Below are 14941 nucleotides of genomic sequence, written 5' to 3'. Positions count from 1 at the left end.
CATGCCGACATCGGGTGAGCGTGTCTTCATGGCGATTCTCTGCCAAACCAGACAAGATCGCCTTCCAGTGGCTACGCCGGGGGCGGTTTCCTCGGCAGGAGCACCGCGGCGGCGAGTCCCACCAGTTCGATCACGGCCAGTGTGATCATCGCCGCGGCGTAGGCGCCGCTGGTCAGGCCGGCGACGAGGATGGTGCCGGCGACCGCCGTGCCGAGCGAGGAACCGAGGTTCGAGACGCTGCGGGAGAGACCGGATATCTCGCCCTGCTGCTCTTCGGGAAAGCTCGACTGGACGACGTTGACCGAGGGGGTCAGCATCACGCCGAGGCCCAGTCCGATCAGCAGGAGTCCGGGGGCGAGGGCCCAGGGGGCGGGGGAGCCGCCGGCCATCGCCGTCAGGGCGACGATCCCGGCGACGGTGACGACGAAGCCCGTCATGATCAGGGTCCTCTGGGGTCGCCGCTTCGCCAGGCGTTCGGCGGCGAGCGACGACGCGAGCAGGCCGACGGTGGCGGCCGTGAAGATGACTCCGGTCTGGATCGCGTCGTACCCGCGCACGACCTGGAGGTAGGTCGCGATGGTGAACGAGGAGCCCATCAGCAGCAGCCATTGGACGTTCTGCGTGACGAGGCCCAGGTTGGAGGTCCGGTTGCGGAACAGGTCGGTGGACAGCAGGGGCTCCTTTCCCGCGCGCTCCTTCGCCCGTATGGACAGGTAGAACCAGAGGAGTACGAGGGCGCCGGCGGCGAGCAGGCCGATCATGAGCCAGACGTTGTTGTCCGCCGCGAGGATGCCCATGACGACGAGGACGAGACCGACGGCCGACAGGACCGCTCCGGTGGTGTCGAAGGGGCGCGTCGGATCGGGCGGCAGGGGGTCTTCGAGGTTCCGGCTCAGCACGATGATCACGACGATGACCAAGGCCTGGAACACGAAGGCGGCGCGCCAGCTGAGCCATGAGGTGATGAGCCCGCCGATCAGCGGCCCGGCGGCGGCGCCGATGCCGCCCAGCGCCATGATGACGCCGAACGCGCGGGCCCGTGAGGTGAGGTTCGTGAAGATGAGCGTCGTCAGGATGTAGACGGGCGGGATGAGCAGGGCCGTCCCGACGCCCTCCAGGATCGAGTTCCCGAGGATGAGTACGCCCAGGCCCGGGGCGGCGGCGCTCATCAGCGCGCCGATGCCGTAGACGACGAGGCCGACTGGGGCCGCGCAGGACCGCAGCGTGGTCGCCGGTCCGGTCCAGGGCGTGCGGGGCGCGCCCGTAGTCGAAGCGCGGCCGGCAGCTGAAGGTGAACGGCAGGCTGCCCCGGACCACGCGGGCGACCCGGACCAGCCGGTGCCGGGTGGTGGGCGCGGTGCCCTCGACGGGAACCATGAAGTCGGCCACTTCGCCGACGCCGCCGAGGGCGAGGTACCGGTTGACCAGGACGGCCGTGCCCGAGAGGTACAACTGCCGGATCGTCGCTCCGCTCTCGCCCCGGAGGTCCGCGGAGAACCGGCAGTCGCCGCCGCGTTCACGGTCCAGGATCGAGGCGAAGACGCTGGGGGAGTCGAAACGCGGGGTGCACCACCAGTCGATCGTGCCGTCGGCCGCCACCAGGGCCGCCGTCTGCAGATCGCCCACCATGCCGTGGTCGGCGATGGGCGGGTAGCCGGTCATGTGCCCTCCTCGGCCTGACGTTGCGCTGCCTCCCGAGCCGGTCCCCCGCTCCAGCGTGCCCCGCGCCGGGCCCTGCGCATGCCGGAGCCGGGAGGGGGTGGCAGGGGCGGCCGCGTTCGGCCGGGACGGGCCTCAGCGCGCGCAGAGCCGCTCCGTCAGGGCGGCGCCGCGCGCCGGCATCCCGCCGGTCCGTTCCTGACGAACCGCGTCGATCACTCTGCCTTGTCGGTGGCGTCGCACTCCGCACCGAAGCTGCGGGCGAGCTCCGTGCACAAGGTGGCCTCGACCTTGCCCAGGAGGCGGGCCAGTTCGGTGCGTTCGGCGGTGTCCAGGCCGTCCAGGGTCTGGCGTTCCAGCTCGCCCCATGCCCTGCGGACCTCGACCAGGAGTCCGCAACTGGCATCCGTCGCCTCGACCAGGGAGGCCCGCCGGTCCGCGGGGTCCGGGCGCCGCCGCACGTGGCCGGAGAGCTCCAGGCGCTGGAGCATCTTGGTCACCGTCGAAGGGTCGAGGCCGACCGCTTTGATCAGCTCGGACTGGCGCACGGCCCCGCTGTCCCAGAGGTGCATCATCAGGAACTCCTGCCCGGGGTGCAGCCCCAGGTCCCGCAGGACCCGGCTCGCCGCGATCCGGTGGAGCCGGGAGACCCGGCTGATCGCATGGCTCACCGGCCCGTCCAACACCGCGCTCGGCACCGCTGCGCAGCGCGTGGCGGAGCGCGGCTCCTGAACGGATTCCGCGGTCATGGACGTGCTCCTCCTGGTCGGTCCGGCAGATCTCCGGATGGATCCTACCGTCCGCCCCCATTTTACCTTGGCCGGCCAAGTAATGGGGTACGCTGCATCTCGCAGCCAATCATTGGCCGACCAACTATTCTTGTGAGGCAGATATGACCAGCGCATTCGAACCGGTCCACGTAGCCGGCGCCACCCTCGCGAACCGGATCGCCCTTGCCCCGATGACCCGCAGCCGTGCAGGTCAGGGCGGCATCGCGACCGGCCTCGTCGCCGAGTACTACACCCAGCGCGCATCTGCCGGCCTGATCATCACCGAGGGGATCCAGCCCTCCGTCGTCGGACAGGGCTACCCCTTCACCCCCGGCCTGCACGATGCGGAGCAGGTCGCGGCCTGGCGCGAGGTCACCGACTCCGTCCACGCGGCGGGCGGCCGGATCTTCGCCCAGCTGATGCACTCCGGCCGCATCGGCCACCCGACGCTGCTGCCCGACGCTCTCGTCCCCGTGGCCCCGTCGGCGGTGGCTGCCCAGGGGCAGCTCTTCACCGGCGACGGCATGAAGGACTTCGTCACCCCGCACGAGCTGACCGGGGCCGAGGTGCGGCAGACCATCGCCGACTACGCGCAGGCCGCCCGCAACGCGGTCGAGGCCGGCTTCGACGGCGTGGAGCTGCACGGGGCCAACGGATACCTGATCCACCAGTTCCTGGCCCCCGGCTCGAACCTGCGCACCGACGAGTGGGGCGGGCCGGTGGAGAACCGGATCCGCTTCGCCGTGGAGGTGGTCAAGGCGGTGGCCGCCGCGATCGGCGCCGAGCGCACGGCCCTGCGCGTCTCGCCCGGCAACACGTACAACGACATCTCCGAGCCCGACCCGCAGCCCGTCTACGAGGCCCTGGTCAAGGAGATCGACGGACTCGGCCTGGCCTACCTCCACGTCCTGGAACACGCCCCCGAGGCACGGGAAGCCACCCTCGCCCTGCGCAAGCAGTTCGCCGGACCGTTCGTGCTGAACCCGGCGACCGAGGGCCCCACCGACCACCGCGCCCTCTCGCTGATCGAGGACGGCGTCGCCGACCTCCTCGCCTTCGGCGCCCTCTTCCTGGCCAACCCGGACCTGCCGGACCGCCTGCGCACCGAAGGCCCGTACAACACCCCTGACCCCGCCACCTTCTTCGGGGGCGACGCACGGGGCTACACGGACTACCCGACCCGCTCGGTCGTCTGAGCGCGTTGCCCGGGCGGGCACGCGTCGGTTCGGAGGGCTCCGGCAGTATGGCCCCGTGACTCCCATACCCCGATGCCGTGACGGCGCCGCCGCCCCCGCCCTCCGACGGGCCCGGCTGGTGGCGGCCGGGGCCGCGGTACTGACCGTGGGCGCCGGGTTGGGGCTGCGGGCCGTCGCGACGGGGAGCACGGCGAAGTACGGGGGAGACGCCCTCTACACCGTCCTGCTGCTGACCCTCGTCGTGCTGATCGCGCCCCGGCTGACGCCCCTGCGGGCGGCGGGGACGGCGCTGGCCGCCAGTTGGGCCGTCGAGTTCCTCCAGCTGACCGCCGTACCCGCGGAGCTCTCCCGGCACAGCACCGTGGCCCGCCTGGTCCTCGGCTCCACCTTCAACGCACCGGACCTGTTCTGGTACGTGGTCGGCGCGGCGGTGGGCTGGCTCCTCCACACCGCGCTCGCCCCGTCCGAACCGGCCGATCGGAGGCCGTTCTGATGGCGTCGAACACGATCTACCGCAGCGCGGCGGGCCGAGAACTCATCCGGCGCTGGTGCCACGAACAACTCGACGGGTGGGACGTGCCGCACGAACGGACCGTGGTGGGCGCGGGCGGAGCGCAGACCCACGTCGTGTCCGCCGGTGCCGGCGGCACCACGGTCGTGTTCGTCCCGGGGACCAACTTCAATGCGGCCGCCTCGCTGCCCCTGGCCACCGCTCTCGTCGCCGCCGGCCACCGGGTGTCGCTGTTGGACGTACCAGGACAGCCCGGACTCAGCTCCGGTGACCGGAACCTCAGCCGGGGCCGCTTGTCCTGGTACGGCGCATGGCTGGACGAGGTGATCGACAAGACCTCGCCCGGCTCCGTGGTGGTGATGGGCCACTCCTTCGGCGCCGCCATCGCCCTGTCGAGCGCGTCCAGGCACATCGAACGCCTCGTTCTCGTCTCTCCCGGCGGCCTCACCGGGCTGCGCCTTCCCCCCCGCCCTGCTGGCCGCCTCCGCCGCATGGTTCCTGCAGCCCGCTCCCAGGAGCAGCGCCAGGCTGCTGCGGGCCATGCTCGCCCCCGACCACGAGCCCCGGGAACGGCTGGTGGAGTGGATGACGCTGGTGGCCCGGTACTCCCGCTCCAGTGGGGCGCCCGGCATGGCGGACCTGCCGGCGAGGCCGGTGCCCCGCACGGTCTTCACCGGGGAGCACGACGTGTTCCTCCCGCCGAAGCGGCTCGGCCCGGCAGTGACCCGCACGCTGGGCGTCGAACTGCGGGTACTGCCGGGGGCCGGACACCTCGTGGTGGAGGAGGCGCCCGACCGGCTGGCCGCCCTGGTCGACGGCGGGACGTGGTGAGCCCGGCTCCGGCCGGGCAGGTCGTCAGCGGTGCGTTCCCGGCGGTGTTGGCGGCCCGGTAGGGCGCAGCGGAGCTCGTGATGCCGTCCTGACGCTGAGCGGCGGCCGGGCGTTCAGCCGGGGTGGGCCAGGCCGGACGTGTCCAGGGCCGCGCCGGCCTGGGCGGCGAGGGCGACCGCCACCAGGCGGGCCTGCCGGGACGGCAGGGGGTGGCCGGGGAACGGGTCGAGGAGGAAGCGCCCGTAGTAGTGCCCGCCGCCCACGGCGCGCAGTTCCGTCTCACCGTCCGGCCACCGCTCCGGCCAGTAGGTGGCTTCGGCGTCGCCCGGCTCGAGGCCGAGCCACAGCCCGCCGTCGTGCTCCAGTCGCGGTAGGCGTCCGATGAGCGACCCGTACACGAAGCGGCAGTCACGCAGCTCCAGCAGGTCGATGAGGTCCCTGCGCACGTGTTCGACCACGGCTTCGGGAGGGGCGCCGTCCTCGGCGAGGCGGCTGGTCGCCTCCAGCCGGGACAGGTGGGATTCGTCGGCGATCACCGCGCCTTCGAGCCGGCGCACGCGCACCGCGAGCTGCGAGACGATCAGGCCGACGATCAGGAGGAGGGCCGCCGTCCGGACGTCCTCCCCGTCGGTGATCGCGAAGTGTCCGTACGGCCGGGTCAGGAGGAGGTCGAACCCGACGGCCGCCGACAGGGCGGCCAGTACCCCGGCCGCCCGCGTGCCGACGGCCGCGACCGCGACCACCGCGACGACGAGTATCAGGGCGGCGTTCGCCGGGGAGAGGTCCGTACGGAAGGGCACGAGCGCGAGCGCCGTGAGGAAGGGGGCCGCGACGGCCGCGATCAGGGTGAGGAGCTGGCGGAGCCGGTACCCGGACATGGGAAACCTCCCGTCCCGAGACGATGATGATATCGATGCGGGCCGGACCCGGTCCAGGACTCCCCGGGCCGGTCGGGGCCACGGGGGGAGCGGGATCCCGTCCACCTGCACCTTTCCCGTGCCCCTCGGCCCGGTACCGGAATTCCGCCGCCCTTTGACGCACTCCATACGGTGCGGGCGGGCGGCACCGGTCAGCGGGACCGGTGAGCGCTGTTCAGCCGGGCGGCCTGGCGCGTCAGGTGATCGCGCTCGGCGAGGTTGGGCGCCTTGCGGGCCGCCTCGGCGTACAGCCGCGCCGCCGCGACCACGTCGCCGTCACGCTCGTGGAGGTACGCCGCCACCGCGCTGTGGCGCGGCAGCCCGTCGTCCAGCGCCGCGAGCGCCGCCAGTCCGGCGCGCGGCCCGTCGGCCTCACCGACGGCCACAGCGCGGTTGAGCCGCACGACCGGGCTGTCGGTCAGGAGCACGAGCTCGTCGTACCACTCCACGATCTGCACCCAGTCGGTCTGCTCGGCGGTGGGCGCGTCGGCGTGGAGCGCCGCGATGGCCGCCTGGGCCTGGAACTCGCCCAGCCGGTCGCGGGCGAGGGCCCCCTGCAGGATCCGCACGCCCTCGGCGATCGCCCCGGTGTCCCACCGGCCGCAGTCCTGCTCGGCGAGCGGCACCAGACTGCCGTCGGGCGCGGTCCGGGTGGCGCGCCGGGCGTGGTGGATCAGCATGAGCGCGAGCAGCCCGGCCACCTCGGGGTGGTCGACCCGGGCCGCGAGCTGCCGGGTGAGCCGGATGGCCTCGGCAGCGAGGTCGACGTCGCCGGAGTAGCCCTCGTTGAAGACCAGGTAGAGGACGCGCAGCACGGTGGCGACGTCACCGGGACGCTCGAACCGTGCGCCGGAGACGGTGCGCTTGGCCCTGCTGATGCGCTGCGCCATGGTCGCCTCGGGCACCAGGTAGGCCTGGGCGATCTGGCGGGTGGTGAGCCCGCCGACGGCGCGCAGCGTGAGCGCCACGGCGGACGACGGCGTCAGCGACGGGTGGGCGCACAGGAAGTACAACTGGAGGGTGTCGTCCACAGCGGGCGCCGGCCCGGGCGGCGGCTCCTCGTCCACGAGGTCCTCACGCCTGCGGCGTGCGGTGTCCGCCCGGGTCGCGTCGAGGAACCGGCGCCAGGCCACGGTGACCAGCCAGCCCTTCGGGTCCCGCGGAGGGTCGGCGGGCCAGGTCCGGACCGCCTCGACCAGCGCTTCCTGGACGGCGTCCTCGGCCGCCGCGAAGTCGGCTCCGCGGCGGACGAGGATCCCGAGCACGCTCGGCGTGAGGCTCCTGAGCAGGGCCTCGTCCATCGGTGGGGTCATTCCGTGATGGTGGGATGCGCGCCCAGGAACGGACGCAGTTCGAGCCACTCGTGGATCGGCTTCCCGCCCGCCCCGGGGGCCGCCGACAGCTCTCCGGCCAGTTCGACGGCGCGCTCGTAGCTATCGACGTCGATCACCATCCAGCCGGCGATCAGGTCCTTGGTCTCCGGGAACGGGCCGTCGGTGACCGGCGGACGGCCCTCCCCGTCGTACCGGACGAAGGTCCCCTCGGGGGCGAGCGCCTGACCGTCGACGAACTCGCCGGTCCCTTCGAGCCGGGCCGCGAAGTCGTTCATGTACTGGATGTGCGCCGAGATCTCCTCGGGCGTCCACCGGTCCATGGGCACGTCGTTGACCGCCGCCGGAGCTCCGCGGTAGTGCTTGAGCAGGAGGTACTTGGCCATGGTGGTTCTCCTCGGTGCTGGTGCGACCCATTGTGGTCGCGTTCACCCCTGGGACGGAGCCGGCCACGTCTTCTCGACATCCCGTCCGAAGTTCTTTTGACACGTGTGGACGAGCCCGTGCGGGCGCCCGTACGGAACGGGTGCGAACGTGAAGGCGATCCCCCGCACAGGAGGCCGGTCCGGCGGGTCAGTCCTTGCTCGCCGACTGCCAGCTCATGCCCCAGCCGTACTCGATGTCCGCCGCCTGCTGCTTGAAGACTCCGGGGGCCAGTAGGAGGTACTTCGCCTCCCGCCGGACGATCAGCTCCCCGCCCACGTTCTCGATCAGTGCGATCGCCGCCACCGGCGACGGGACGGTGCATTCGTCCAGGCGCACCTCGATCGGCGGACCGACCGGCGGATGGAGCGTGGCGACCCCTTGGAGCCCCGCGAAGCTGGTGGCCCCGGCGTAGATGACCACGAACACCAGGAGGCGCTCGATCTCAGCCGAGTGATCAAGGTTGATCATGAGGTTCTCGCCGGCCTCGCTCGCACCGGTCCGGTCGTCGTGGTCCAGCTGGACGTACGGCGGCTGGTGGAACGAGCCGAACTGGTTGTCGATGGGGTGGACGATCCCCTTGGTTCCGTTCCGCAGCTCCCACAGGCAGGAGAGGTCGAGATCGACGTCCTCCAGCCGGACGGCGTCCTGCCCCTTTCGCATCCAGCCGCGCGGCGGCACGGCGGCGCTCCACGTGAGGTTGACCCGCATGCCCCCTGAGGTGGCCCCCTGCTTGGTCAGCGACACCGCGGGGGCCGCCTTCGTCAGGGTGATCTTCGACAGCTGTACCGGACGGGCGGGCGCGGGCGGGGGATCCACCGCCCGCTGCACCTGTACCGGCACCGGCCCCGGCACCGGGGCGGGATCGTCGACCGTGATCCCGAAATCGGTGGCGAGCCCGGCCAGCCCGGACGCGTACCCCTGGCCCACCGCCCGGAACTTCCACGCGCCGGCCCGCCGGTACAGCTCACCGAGCACGAACGCGGTCTCCGTCGTGGCATCCGTGGCGTCGAACCGGGCCGTCTCGGCGCCGCTCCGCGCGTCCAGCACGCGTACGAAGAGGCCGGAGACCTGACCGAACGTGCCGTCGGTGGAAGCCGCGACCACCACGGTCCCGATCTCCTCCTCCACCCCGGACAGCGTCACCCCGATCGTTTCGAGCACGCCCGTGCCGTCCTGGCGCCGTCCCTCGTGGCGCACGGCACCACTGGGGTGCACGGGTTGGTTGTAGAACACGAAGTCGTCGTCCGACCGCACCTTGCCCGCTGCCGTGAGCAGCAGGGCCGACACGTCCACATCGGGCGCTCCGGGACCCGCTCGCCACCCCAACTCCACCCGGACCGTGGCGCTCGGCACCGGTACGTTGGCACCCTTCCGCATGGACATGCGGTCCCCCTTCCGCTCGAGGTCTCCCACTCCCGCAGCGTACGAGGATGTGGCGCGTTCCCCTCCCCGAAGGCGGCGATTTCTTCCGTACCGGGGGAAGTCGCGGGGTCCCGGCATGATGGGGCGGTGATCACCATTCATCTGAAGTACGAGATCGACGTCGACAAGCTCGCGGAATTCGAGGAGTACGGGCGCCGTTGGGTCCGGCTGGTCAACCGGTTCGGAGGCACCCACCACGGCTACTTCCTGCCCAGCGAGGGCGACAGCGACATCGCCTACGCCCTCTTCTCCTTCCCCGGTTTCGCCGCCTACGAGCAGTACCGCAAAGACAGCATGTCCGACCCCGAATGCCAGGCCGCCTTCGACCTGGCGCGCGAAACCCGCTGCATCAAGCGGTACGAGCGCCGCTTCCTGCGGCCGCTCGACACCCCCGGCCAGTGAAACGTCCGGTCCGGCGCCCGCGCGTGGCGGCAGGTGGACAGGCGCCGGACCGGACCGGCCCGCGGGGTCGGGTCACCCTTCGCGGTCCATGACGCGACGGGCCGCTTCGGCCTCCGCCGCGGGCGGTGACAGTTCGTCGAGCGTGTCGAGCTCGTCGTCCGAGGCCAGCTCCCGCTCCCAGGCGGCCGCGAGCCGCTCCTGCTCCTGCGGCGTTCTGCTGGTGACGGCCTCCTGCTGCTGCGGTCCCAGAGCCGCGAGGAAACGCCCGACCGCGTCCGTCGGCATGCCGTACTCCTTCTCGCCGTGGGGGAGGGCAGCGGCGGTCGCGATGCCGTGCCCGGCCCAGGATGGCGAACCGGTCCGGGTCGGGCGGCCCGACACGGCGGTCCGCCACCCGAATGCCGCGCCCGGTGCCGCAACGGTCGACCGCAGCCGACCGGGCGGCCGCGCGTCACGAGGGCGTGGAACTCCCCGCGCGCGCCGCCCGCTCCACCTCCCGGGCCCTTCCCTGCGCCCGCGCCCGCGCCCGCTCTCGCCCTCGCCCTCGCCCCGTGGGCCGGTCCGGCCGGAAGCCGACGGCCAGGACGACCGCGCCGATCAGCGCGAACCCGGCCGTCCAGAGCGCCCCGACGTGCATGGCGTGCAGGAAGGCGGTGTCGGCGGCCGCGGCGAGCCGGGTGTCGTGCGTGGCCGCCGCCACGTGCCGGGCGAGCTCGGCCGAGACCCGCGCAGGTTCCCGCACCGGATCGGGGAGGCCGGTCAGCGAGCCGTCGATCGAACGCCGGTAGACGATCGAGGTGATCGTGCCGCCGGCCGCGATGCCCAGCACGCTGCCCGTCTGGCGCAGGGTGCTGTTGACCGCGCTGCCCGCGCCGGACCGCTCCAGCGGCAGGGAACCCAGTACCGCGCCCGTCACGGGAGCGATCACCATGCCGATCGCGGTGCCCTGGACCAGCACGACCGCCGCGTACCAGACGATGGGTGTGGTCGCCCCGAACAGGGCGAAGGAGCCCATCGCCGCGGCCGCGACGGAAAGCGCGACCGACGAGACGAGCCGGACGGAGGTCCGCCGGGCCAGCCGGACGGCGATCGGAGAGCCGACGATCACCCCGAGGGCTCCAGGGAGCGCGAGGAGCGAGGCGTCCAATGCCGAGTACTGGCGGACGCCTTGCAGGTAGAAGGCGAGGTAGAAGGAGCCGGCCGTCATGGCCAGGAAGACGGTCATCAGGGTGAGGTTCCCGGCGGCGAAGCGGCGCTGCGCCAGCAGCCGGGGGTCGAAGCTGGGGTGGGCGATCCGCAGCTCGACGACGACGAACGCGGCGATCAGCGCGATGCCGACGAGGGCGGACCCCCAGACCCGCGGCTGGGCGAAGGAGGCGTCCTGGCCGGCGCGGATCAGACCGTACGCGAGGATGCCCAGGCCGCCGGTCGACAGCAGCAGCCCGGCCGGGTCGAGGCGGCGGACCTGCGGGCTGCGGGAGTTGGGCACGTACCGGGCGATGAAGCCGAGGCCGAGGACGACGACGGGCACGTTGACGAGGAACACCGACCCCCACCAGAACCTCGCGAGCAGCATCCCGGCGAGGATCGGCCCCGCTGCGAGGCCGACGCCGGCGAAGGACGACAGGGTGCCGAAGGCGGCCGGGCGCTGCGCGGGCTCGAACGTCCAGCTGACCACCGCCATGGTGGCCGGAACGAGCAGCGCGGCGCCGGCGCCCATCACGGCGCGGGCGGCGATGAGTTGGCCGGGCGCGGTGGCGTAGGCGGCGAGGGCGGAGGCGGCGCCGAAGAGCGCCATGCCCGTCAGCAGCAGGTTGCGGTGGCCGAACCGGTCACCGAGCGCACCTCCGGTGAACATCAGGCAGGCGAAGGCCAGCGTGTAGGCGCCGGTGGCCCATTGGAGCTCGCCGGGGGTGGCGCCTAACCCCCGGACGGGGTCGGAGAGCGTCTCGAACGCGGTGGTCAGGATGGTGCCGTCGAGCCAGATGAGGAGCTGGGCGAAGACGAGGACGCCGAGGATGAGCCGCTGACGGCCCGGTGGTGGGGTGGACGGCGCCGATGACGTGGGTGAGGACATGCGTGACTGCCTCCGAATCGGGATGAGTTGGGTTTCGGGCGCGCGCATCACGGAGCACGTGACGGTGGCGCGCCGCCCAAGAATCGTCAAGTACTTGACGGTTCCCTCATCGTGGCAAACTCGTAAAGTACCTGTCAATCATGAATCCGGAGGTCGTCCGATGGGCGAGCAGAGTCACCGTCGGGTGCTGAGCTTCGTGGTGCGCCACGCCTGGCTCAGCATGCGGGCGGCGATCGGGGCGGAGCTGGAGGAGTTCGGGCTCACCGTGCCGCAGTTCGCGACCCTGATGATCGTGGGCCAGTCCCCGGGCATTTCGGTGGCCCAGCTGGCCCGTTTGGTCGGCAGCTCCCGCCAAGCCGCCAACGAGATGCTCGCGGCGCTGGAACGTGACGGCCTGATCGTCCGAGCCCCTCACGCCACCGATCGCAGGACGCACCAGTTGAGCCTCACGGAGCTCGGAAACGCGCGCTACGAGGACGCGCTCCCGGCCGTCCAGCGGCGCGAGGCCGAACTGGAGGCGGGACTGACGCCGGAGCAGTGCGAGGCGGCGTTCGCCTGGATGTCGGCCATGTCGAACGCCCGCCAGGAGGTGCGGAGGAACTGACCCGGCCCTGGCCCGGGCCCGGCCGTGTCGGCGGCCGTCGGCCGGCTCAGGGTGCGGACGTCCAGCCCCGCCCGTGGAGCCGGTCGAATCCGTCCAGGAGGAGGTCCAGCGCGAACTCGAACTCGAACTGGTCGTCGCACCCCTGGCCGACGACCGACCGCCGGTCGTGCGCCACCGCCCGGGCCAGTTCGGTGACGTGGGGGTACCGCCGGGCCATCGCCTCGTACGCGGCCGCCTGCGCCCGTTCGTCCTGCGGTGCGGTGCCCGCCGGGTCGTCGAACAGCTCCTCGGTGAAGCCCAGCACCCGGCTGCCGAGGGCGTGCATCGCGTGGTGGGTGAGGTCGGTCGAGAAGCCGCCGGCACGGAACGTTCCGATCACCGAGTCGAGGTACGCGAGCACCGCCGGCGTCGGGCTGGTGCGCGACCGGATCACCTGAGCCGCCCAGGTGTGCGCGAGGAGGGCGCCGCGCGCCCCGAGGATCCGCCCGCGGACCGCGCTCTTCCAGTCGGATCCGGGGACTTGGGGCGTGATGCCCGAGACGACGACTTCCACCATGCCGTCCAAGAGCTCTTCCTTGTTGGCCACGTGCTTGTAGAGCGCCATCGGTACGACGCCCAGCTCCTGGGCCAGCCTGCGCATGCTCAGCGCCTCGATCCCGGCGCCGTCGGCGAAGGCGACGGCGGCGCGCAGCACCCGGTCCCGGCTCAGGGGGGTCCGGCGCGGTTCCTGCGGCTGCTCGGGCATGTGGGCTTCTCCCTCGATCCGTTCCCGGGGTGGTGCGGGCGGCGTCCGAACCGCCTTGACGAGTGTACGGCGTACACCTAGGGTGAGCGCCAACCGTCGGGTGTACGCCGTACACCCATGAGGGAGGGGCTGTTCCGCATGGGCTCAACCAGGAGAACCGCGATCGTCGCGGGTGTGCTGTTCCTCGTCACCGAGGTCGCCGCGATCGGCGGCCTCGCGCTCTACCGCCCCGTCCTGCACGACACCGGCTACGTTTTGGGGCCGGGCGCCGATTCCCGGGTGTTCCTGGGGGCGCTGTGCGAGTTCGTGCTCGCGCTGGCGGTCACGGGCACGGGGGCCGCGCTGTACCCGGTCCTGCGGAGGCGGAACGAAGGAGCCGCCCTCGGCTACGTCTGCGGGCGCCTGCTGGAGGCGGCCGTGATCGTCGTCGGCATCATCAGCGTGCTGTCGGTGGTGACGCTGAGGAGGCAGGCGGAGGGTGCGGTGAGCACGGACGGGGCTTCCCTGGTCACGGCCGGCCAGGCCCTGGTGGCGTTCCACGACTGGACGTTCCTGTTCGGGCCGAACTTCGTCCTCGGGGCCAACACCCTGGTGCTGGCCGGCCTGATGTACGCCTCGCGGCTCGTACCCCGGCCGATCGCCGTCCTGGGGCTGGTCGGCGGGGCGATGATCTGCGCGTCGGCGACCGCCGTGCTCTTCGGGGTCTACGAGCAGGTATCGGTGGCGGGGTCGCTCGCGGCGCTTCCGGTGTTCGCCTGGGAGGTGACACTGGCCGTCCGGCTGCTCGGCAAGGGCTTCGACGCGAGGGCCGACGCCGTGTGACGGTCCGCGTCGGTCCGCGTCGGCCCCCGTCGTCCCTCAGGACATCCGGTCCACGTTCCACATCGGCAGGCCCCGGAAGAACTCCACAGCCTCCGCGCGCCAGTACGGCTCCCAGGACGCGGCCTCGGCGGCAGCGGCCTCCGCGTGCCGTCGGATCTCCGCCTTGAGGTGCCGGTCCACGCCCGCGGCGCGGGCGATCTCCCTGATCCGGCCCAGGGTTTCGTCCGGGCAGCCGGGATCGCCGAGCGCGGCTTCGACGAGGGCCGCGTCGGCCCCGGTCGCGGCGGCCAGTAGGGCACGGACGGCGTAGGTGCGGCGGCCCGAGCGGATGTCGGCCCCGGTGGACTTCGCTTCGGCCGCCGGGTCGTCGCCGGACGGGCCGAAGAAGTCGAGGAAGTCGTCGCGCATCTGCTCGGAGACGCCCACCAGCCGGGAATAGCGGTGCAGTCGGGCGCGGTGCGGCGCCGGATTCCCGCCCGCGGCCAGCAGGCCCATCGTCAGCGGCGCCAGGATCGAGTACCGCGCGCTCTTGAAGTCGGTGACGGTGTGCAGGAATTCCTCGTCGGGCAGGGCGTGGGAGTCCCGCTCCAGGTCGGCGATCTGCCCGGCCACGGTCTCGGCCGCGGTGCGCGCGTGCACGCCGAGGAGGGCCTGGCGGAGCGCGGCGGGAACCTCTGCCTCCAGCAGCACCTGGGTGGACAGGAACGCGGCGAGGTCCCCGGCGAGTATCGCGAGCCCGAGGGCGGTGGCGTCCTGGCCGGGGAACTCCCGGCGGTACGCGTAGTACGTCGAGGGCCGGCCGCGCCGCAAGGGCGCGTCGTCGATGATGTCGTCGTGGACGAGCCCGTGCGTCTGGAGCAGTTCGATGCTCAGCGCGGCCTCGGCGAGCCCCGGTACCTCGTCGGGGGAGACCAGCCGGGCCGCCTCGTACAGCAGGACGACCCGCAGCCGCTTGCCGCCGCGCATCGAGAGCTCCCGCAGGAGCTCCAGGCAGCGGGGGACGTACCGGCTGGGCACCGGGACGTCGAAACGCTCGCCGAGGCTGTCGAAGTACTGCTCGAACCGGGCGTCGAAGCGGATCCGGTGGCCGGCGACGCGTTCCAGGGTGGTGGCCGTGACGTTGACGTGCATGAAGATCAGTATCGATCACGGCCCCGGCCGCCCGGATCCGCTCCAGCGCATCGGGGGAGTTCCTACCTCGGCTCGCGGCGGGAGCTCCCGAACGGCT

General features: G+C 72.4%; 16 protein-coding genes and 2 pseudogenes. 7 read left to right on the top strand and 11 right to left on the bottom strand.

Annotation, left to right across the window (positions count from 1 at the left end):
• Nucleotides 1–71: 71 nt before the first annotated feature.
• The 3 genes and pseudogenes from OG386_RS06950 to OG386_RS06940 form a co-directional block, all read right to left on the bottom strand.
• Nucleotides 72–1169 carry an MFS transporter gene (locus OG386_RS06950; protein ID WP_328787278.1) on the bottom strand — a complete coding sequence of 366 codons (1098 nt, stop codon included), beginning with the start codon at nt 1167–1169 and terminating at the stop codon, nt 72–74.
• Nucleotides 1170–1251: 82 nt separating this feature from the next.
• Nucleotides 1252–1629: pseudogene (locus OG386_RS06945) on the bottom strand (trehalase-like domain-containing protein); the annotation flags it as partial.
• Between the two features lie 245 nt (nt 1630–1874).
• A complete protein-coding gene (locus OG386_RS06940) occupies nt 1875–2408 on the bottom strand; it encodes a MarR family winged helix-turn-helix transcriptional regulator (protein WP_328787277.1) in 534 nt (177 codons plus the stop codon).
• Nucleotides 2409–2551: 143 nt separating this feature from the next.
• On the opposite strand from OG386_RS06940, the gene OG386_RS06935 reads away from it, so the two are divergent.
• The 4 genes and pseudogenes from OG386_RS06935 (at nt 2552) to OG386_RS06925 (ending at nt 4967) form a co-directional block, all read left to right on the top strand.
• Complete coding sequence (locus OG386_RS06935) at nt 2552–3625, top strand: alkene reductase (protein WP_328787276.1); 1074 nt, start codon at nt 2552–2554, stop codon at nt 3623–3625.
• A 64-nt stretch (nt 3626–3689) separates the two neighbouring features.
• A complete protein-coding gene (locus OG386_RS06930; RefSeq protein WP_328793183.1) occupies nt 3690–4118 on the top strand; it encodes a ribosomal maturation YjgA family protein in 429 nt (142 codons plus the stop codon).
• A pseudogene (locus tag OG386_RS46890) lies at nt 4118–4570 on the top strand (alpha/beta fold hydrolase); the annotation flags it as partial. The gene OG386_RS06930 and the pseudogene OG386_RS46890, both read left to right, overlap by 1 nt.
• Nucleotides 4571–4607: 37 nt before the next feature.
• Nucleotides 4608–4967, top strand: a complete 360-nt coding sequence (locus tag OG386_RS06925; RefSeq protein WP_328793182.1) for an alpha/beta fold hydrolase — start codon at nt 4608–4610, stop codon at nt 4965–4967.
• Nucleotides 4968–5080: 113 nt separating this feature from the next.
• Here OG386_RS06925 and OG386_RS06920 read toward each other — a convergent pair whose 3' ends face one another.
• The 4 genes from OG386_RS06920 to OG386_RS06905 all read right to left on the bottom strand — a co-directional run bounded on the left by OG386_RS06920 (nt 5081) and on the right by OG386_RS06905 (nt 9024).
• A complete protein-coding gene (locus OG386_RS06920) occupies nt 5081–5845 on the bottom strand; it encodes a DUF4118 domain-containing protein (protein WP_328787275.1) in 765 nt (254 codons plus the stop codon).
• Nucleotides 5846–6036: 191 nt separating this feature from the next.
• On the bottom strand, nt 6037–7185 hold the full coding sequence (locus OG386_RS06915) for an RNA polymerase sigma factor (protein WP_328793181.1): 1149 nt from the start codon (nt 7183–7185) through the stop codon (nt 6037–6039).
• A gap of 8 nt (nt 7186–7193) precedes the next feature.
• Nucleotides 7194–7601, bottom strand: coding sequence for a YciI family protein (locus tag OG386_RS06910; protein ID WP_327381326.1), 408 nt, complete (start codon nt 7599–7601; stop codon nt 7194–7196).
• Nucleotides 7602–7788: 187 nt separating this feature from the next.
• The gene (locus OG386_RS06905; protein ID WP_328787274.1) at nt 7789–9024 is read right to left on the bottom strand and encodes a TerD family protein; all 1236 of its coding nucleotides are present in this window, start codon (nt 9022–9024) and stop codon (nt 7789–7791) included.
• 126 nt (nt 9025–9150) lie between these two features.
• Here OG386_RS06905 and OG386_RS06900 point away from each other — a divergent pair, with 126 nt between their 5' ends.
• Nucleotides 9151–9465 carry an NIPSNAP family protein gene (locus OG386_RS06900; RefSeq protein WP_328787273.1) on the top strand — a complete coding sequence of 105 codons (315 nt, stop codon included), beginning with the start codon at nt 9151–9153 and terminating at the stop codon, nt 9463–9465.
• Between the two features lie 72 nt (nt 9466–9537).
• Here the strand turns inward: OG386_RS06900 and OG386_RS06895 are convergent, their stop codons facing one another.
• Both OG386_RS06895 and OG386_RS06890 read right to left on the bottom strand, forming a co-directional pair.
• A complete protein-coding gene (locus tag OG386_RS06895) occupies nt 9538–9750 on the bottom strand; it encodes a hypothetical protein (protein WP_327381323.1) in 213 nt (70 codons plus the stop codon).
• Between the two features lie 166 nt (nt 9751–9916).
• Complete coding sequence (locus OG386_RS06890) at nt 9917–11542, bottom strand: MFS transporter (protein ID WP_328787272.1); 1626 nt, start codon at nt 11540–11542, stop codon at nt 9917–9919.
• A 160-nt stretch (nt 11543–11702) separates the two neighbouring features.
• Between OG386_RS06890 and OG386_RS06885 the strand changes: the two genes are divergently transcribed.
• Nucleotides 11703–12146 (top strand): MarR family winged helix-turn-helix transcriptional regulator, encoded by a 444-nt coding sequence (locus OG386_RS06885; protein WP_328787271.1) that lies wholly within the window; start codon nt 11703–11705, stop codon nt 12144–12146.
• 46 nt (nt 12147–12192) lie between these two features.
• Here the strand turns inward: OG386_RS06885 and OG386_RS06880 are convergent, their stop codons facing one another.
• Nucleotides 12193–12891, bottom strand: a complete 699-nt coding sequence (locus tag OG386_RS06880; RefSeq protein ID WP_328787270.1) for a TetR/AcrR family transcriptional regulator C-terminal domain-containing protein — start codon at nt 12889–12891, stop codon at nt 12193–12195.
• Between the two features lie 138 nt (nt 12892–13029).
• Here OG386_RS06880 and OG386_RS06875 point away from each other — a divergent pair, with 138 nt between their 5' ends.
• Nucleotides 13030–13713 (top strand): DUF4386 domain-containing protein, encoded by a 684-nt coding sequence (locus tag OG386_RS06875; protein WP_328787269.1) that lies wholly within the window; start codon nt 13030–13032, stop codon nt 13711–13713.
• 36 nt (nt 13714–13749) lie between these two features.
• On the opposite strand, the gene OG386_RS06870 is transcribed toward OG386_RS06875, so the two are convergent.
• Nucleotides 13750–14844 carry a polyprenyl synthetase family protein gene (locus tag OG386_RS06870; RefSeq protein WP_328787268.1) on the bottom strand — a complete coding sequence of 365 codons (1095 nt, stop codon included), beginning with the start codon at nt 14842–14844 and terminating at the stop codon, nt 13750–13752.
• Nucleotides 14845–14941: the final 97 nt, after the last annotated feature.

It is taken from the genome of Streptomyces sp. NBC_00273, from assembly GCF_036178145.1.
Lineage (GTDB): Bacteria > Actinomycetota > Actinomycetes > Streptomycetales > Streptomycetaceae > Streptomyces.
Note: the sequence above shows the minus strand (reverse complement) of the source record. Positions and strands in the feature narration are given on the sequence as shown.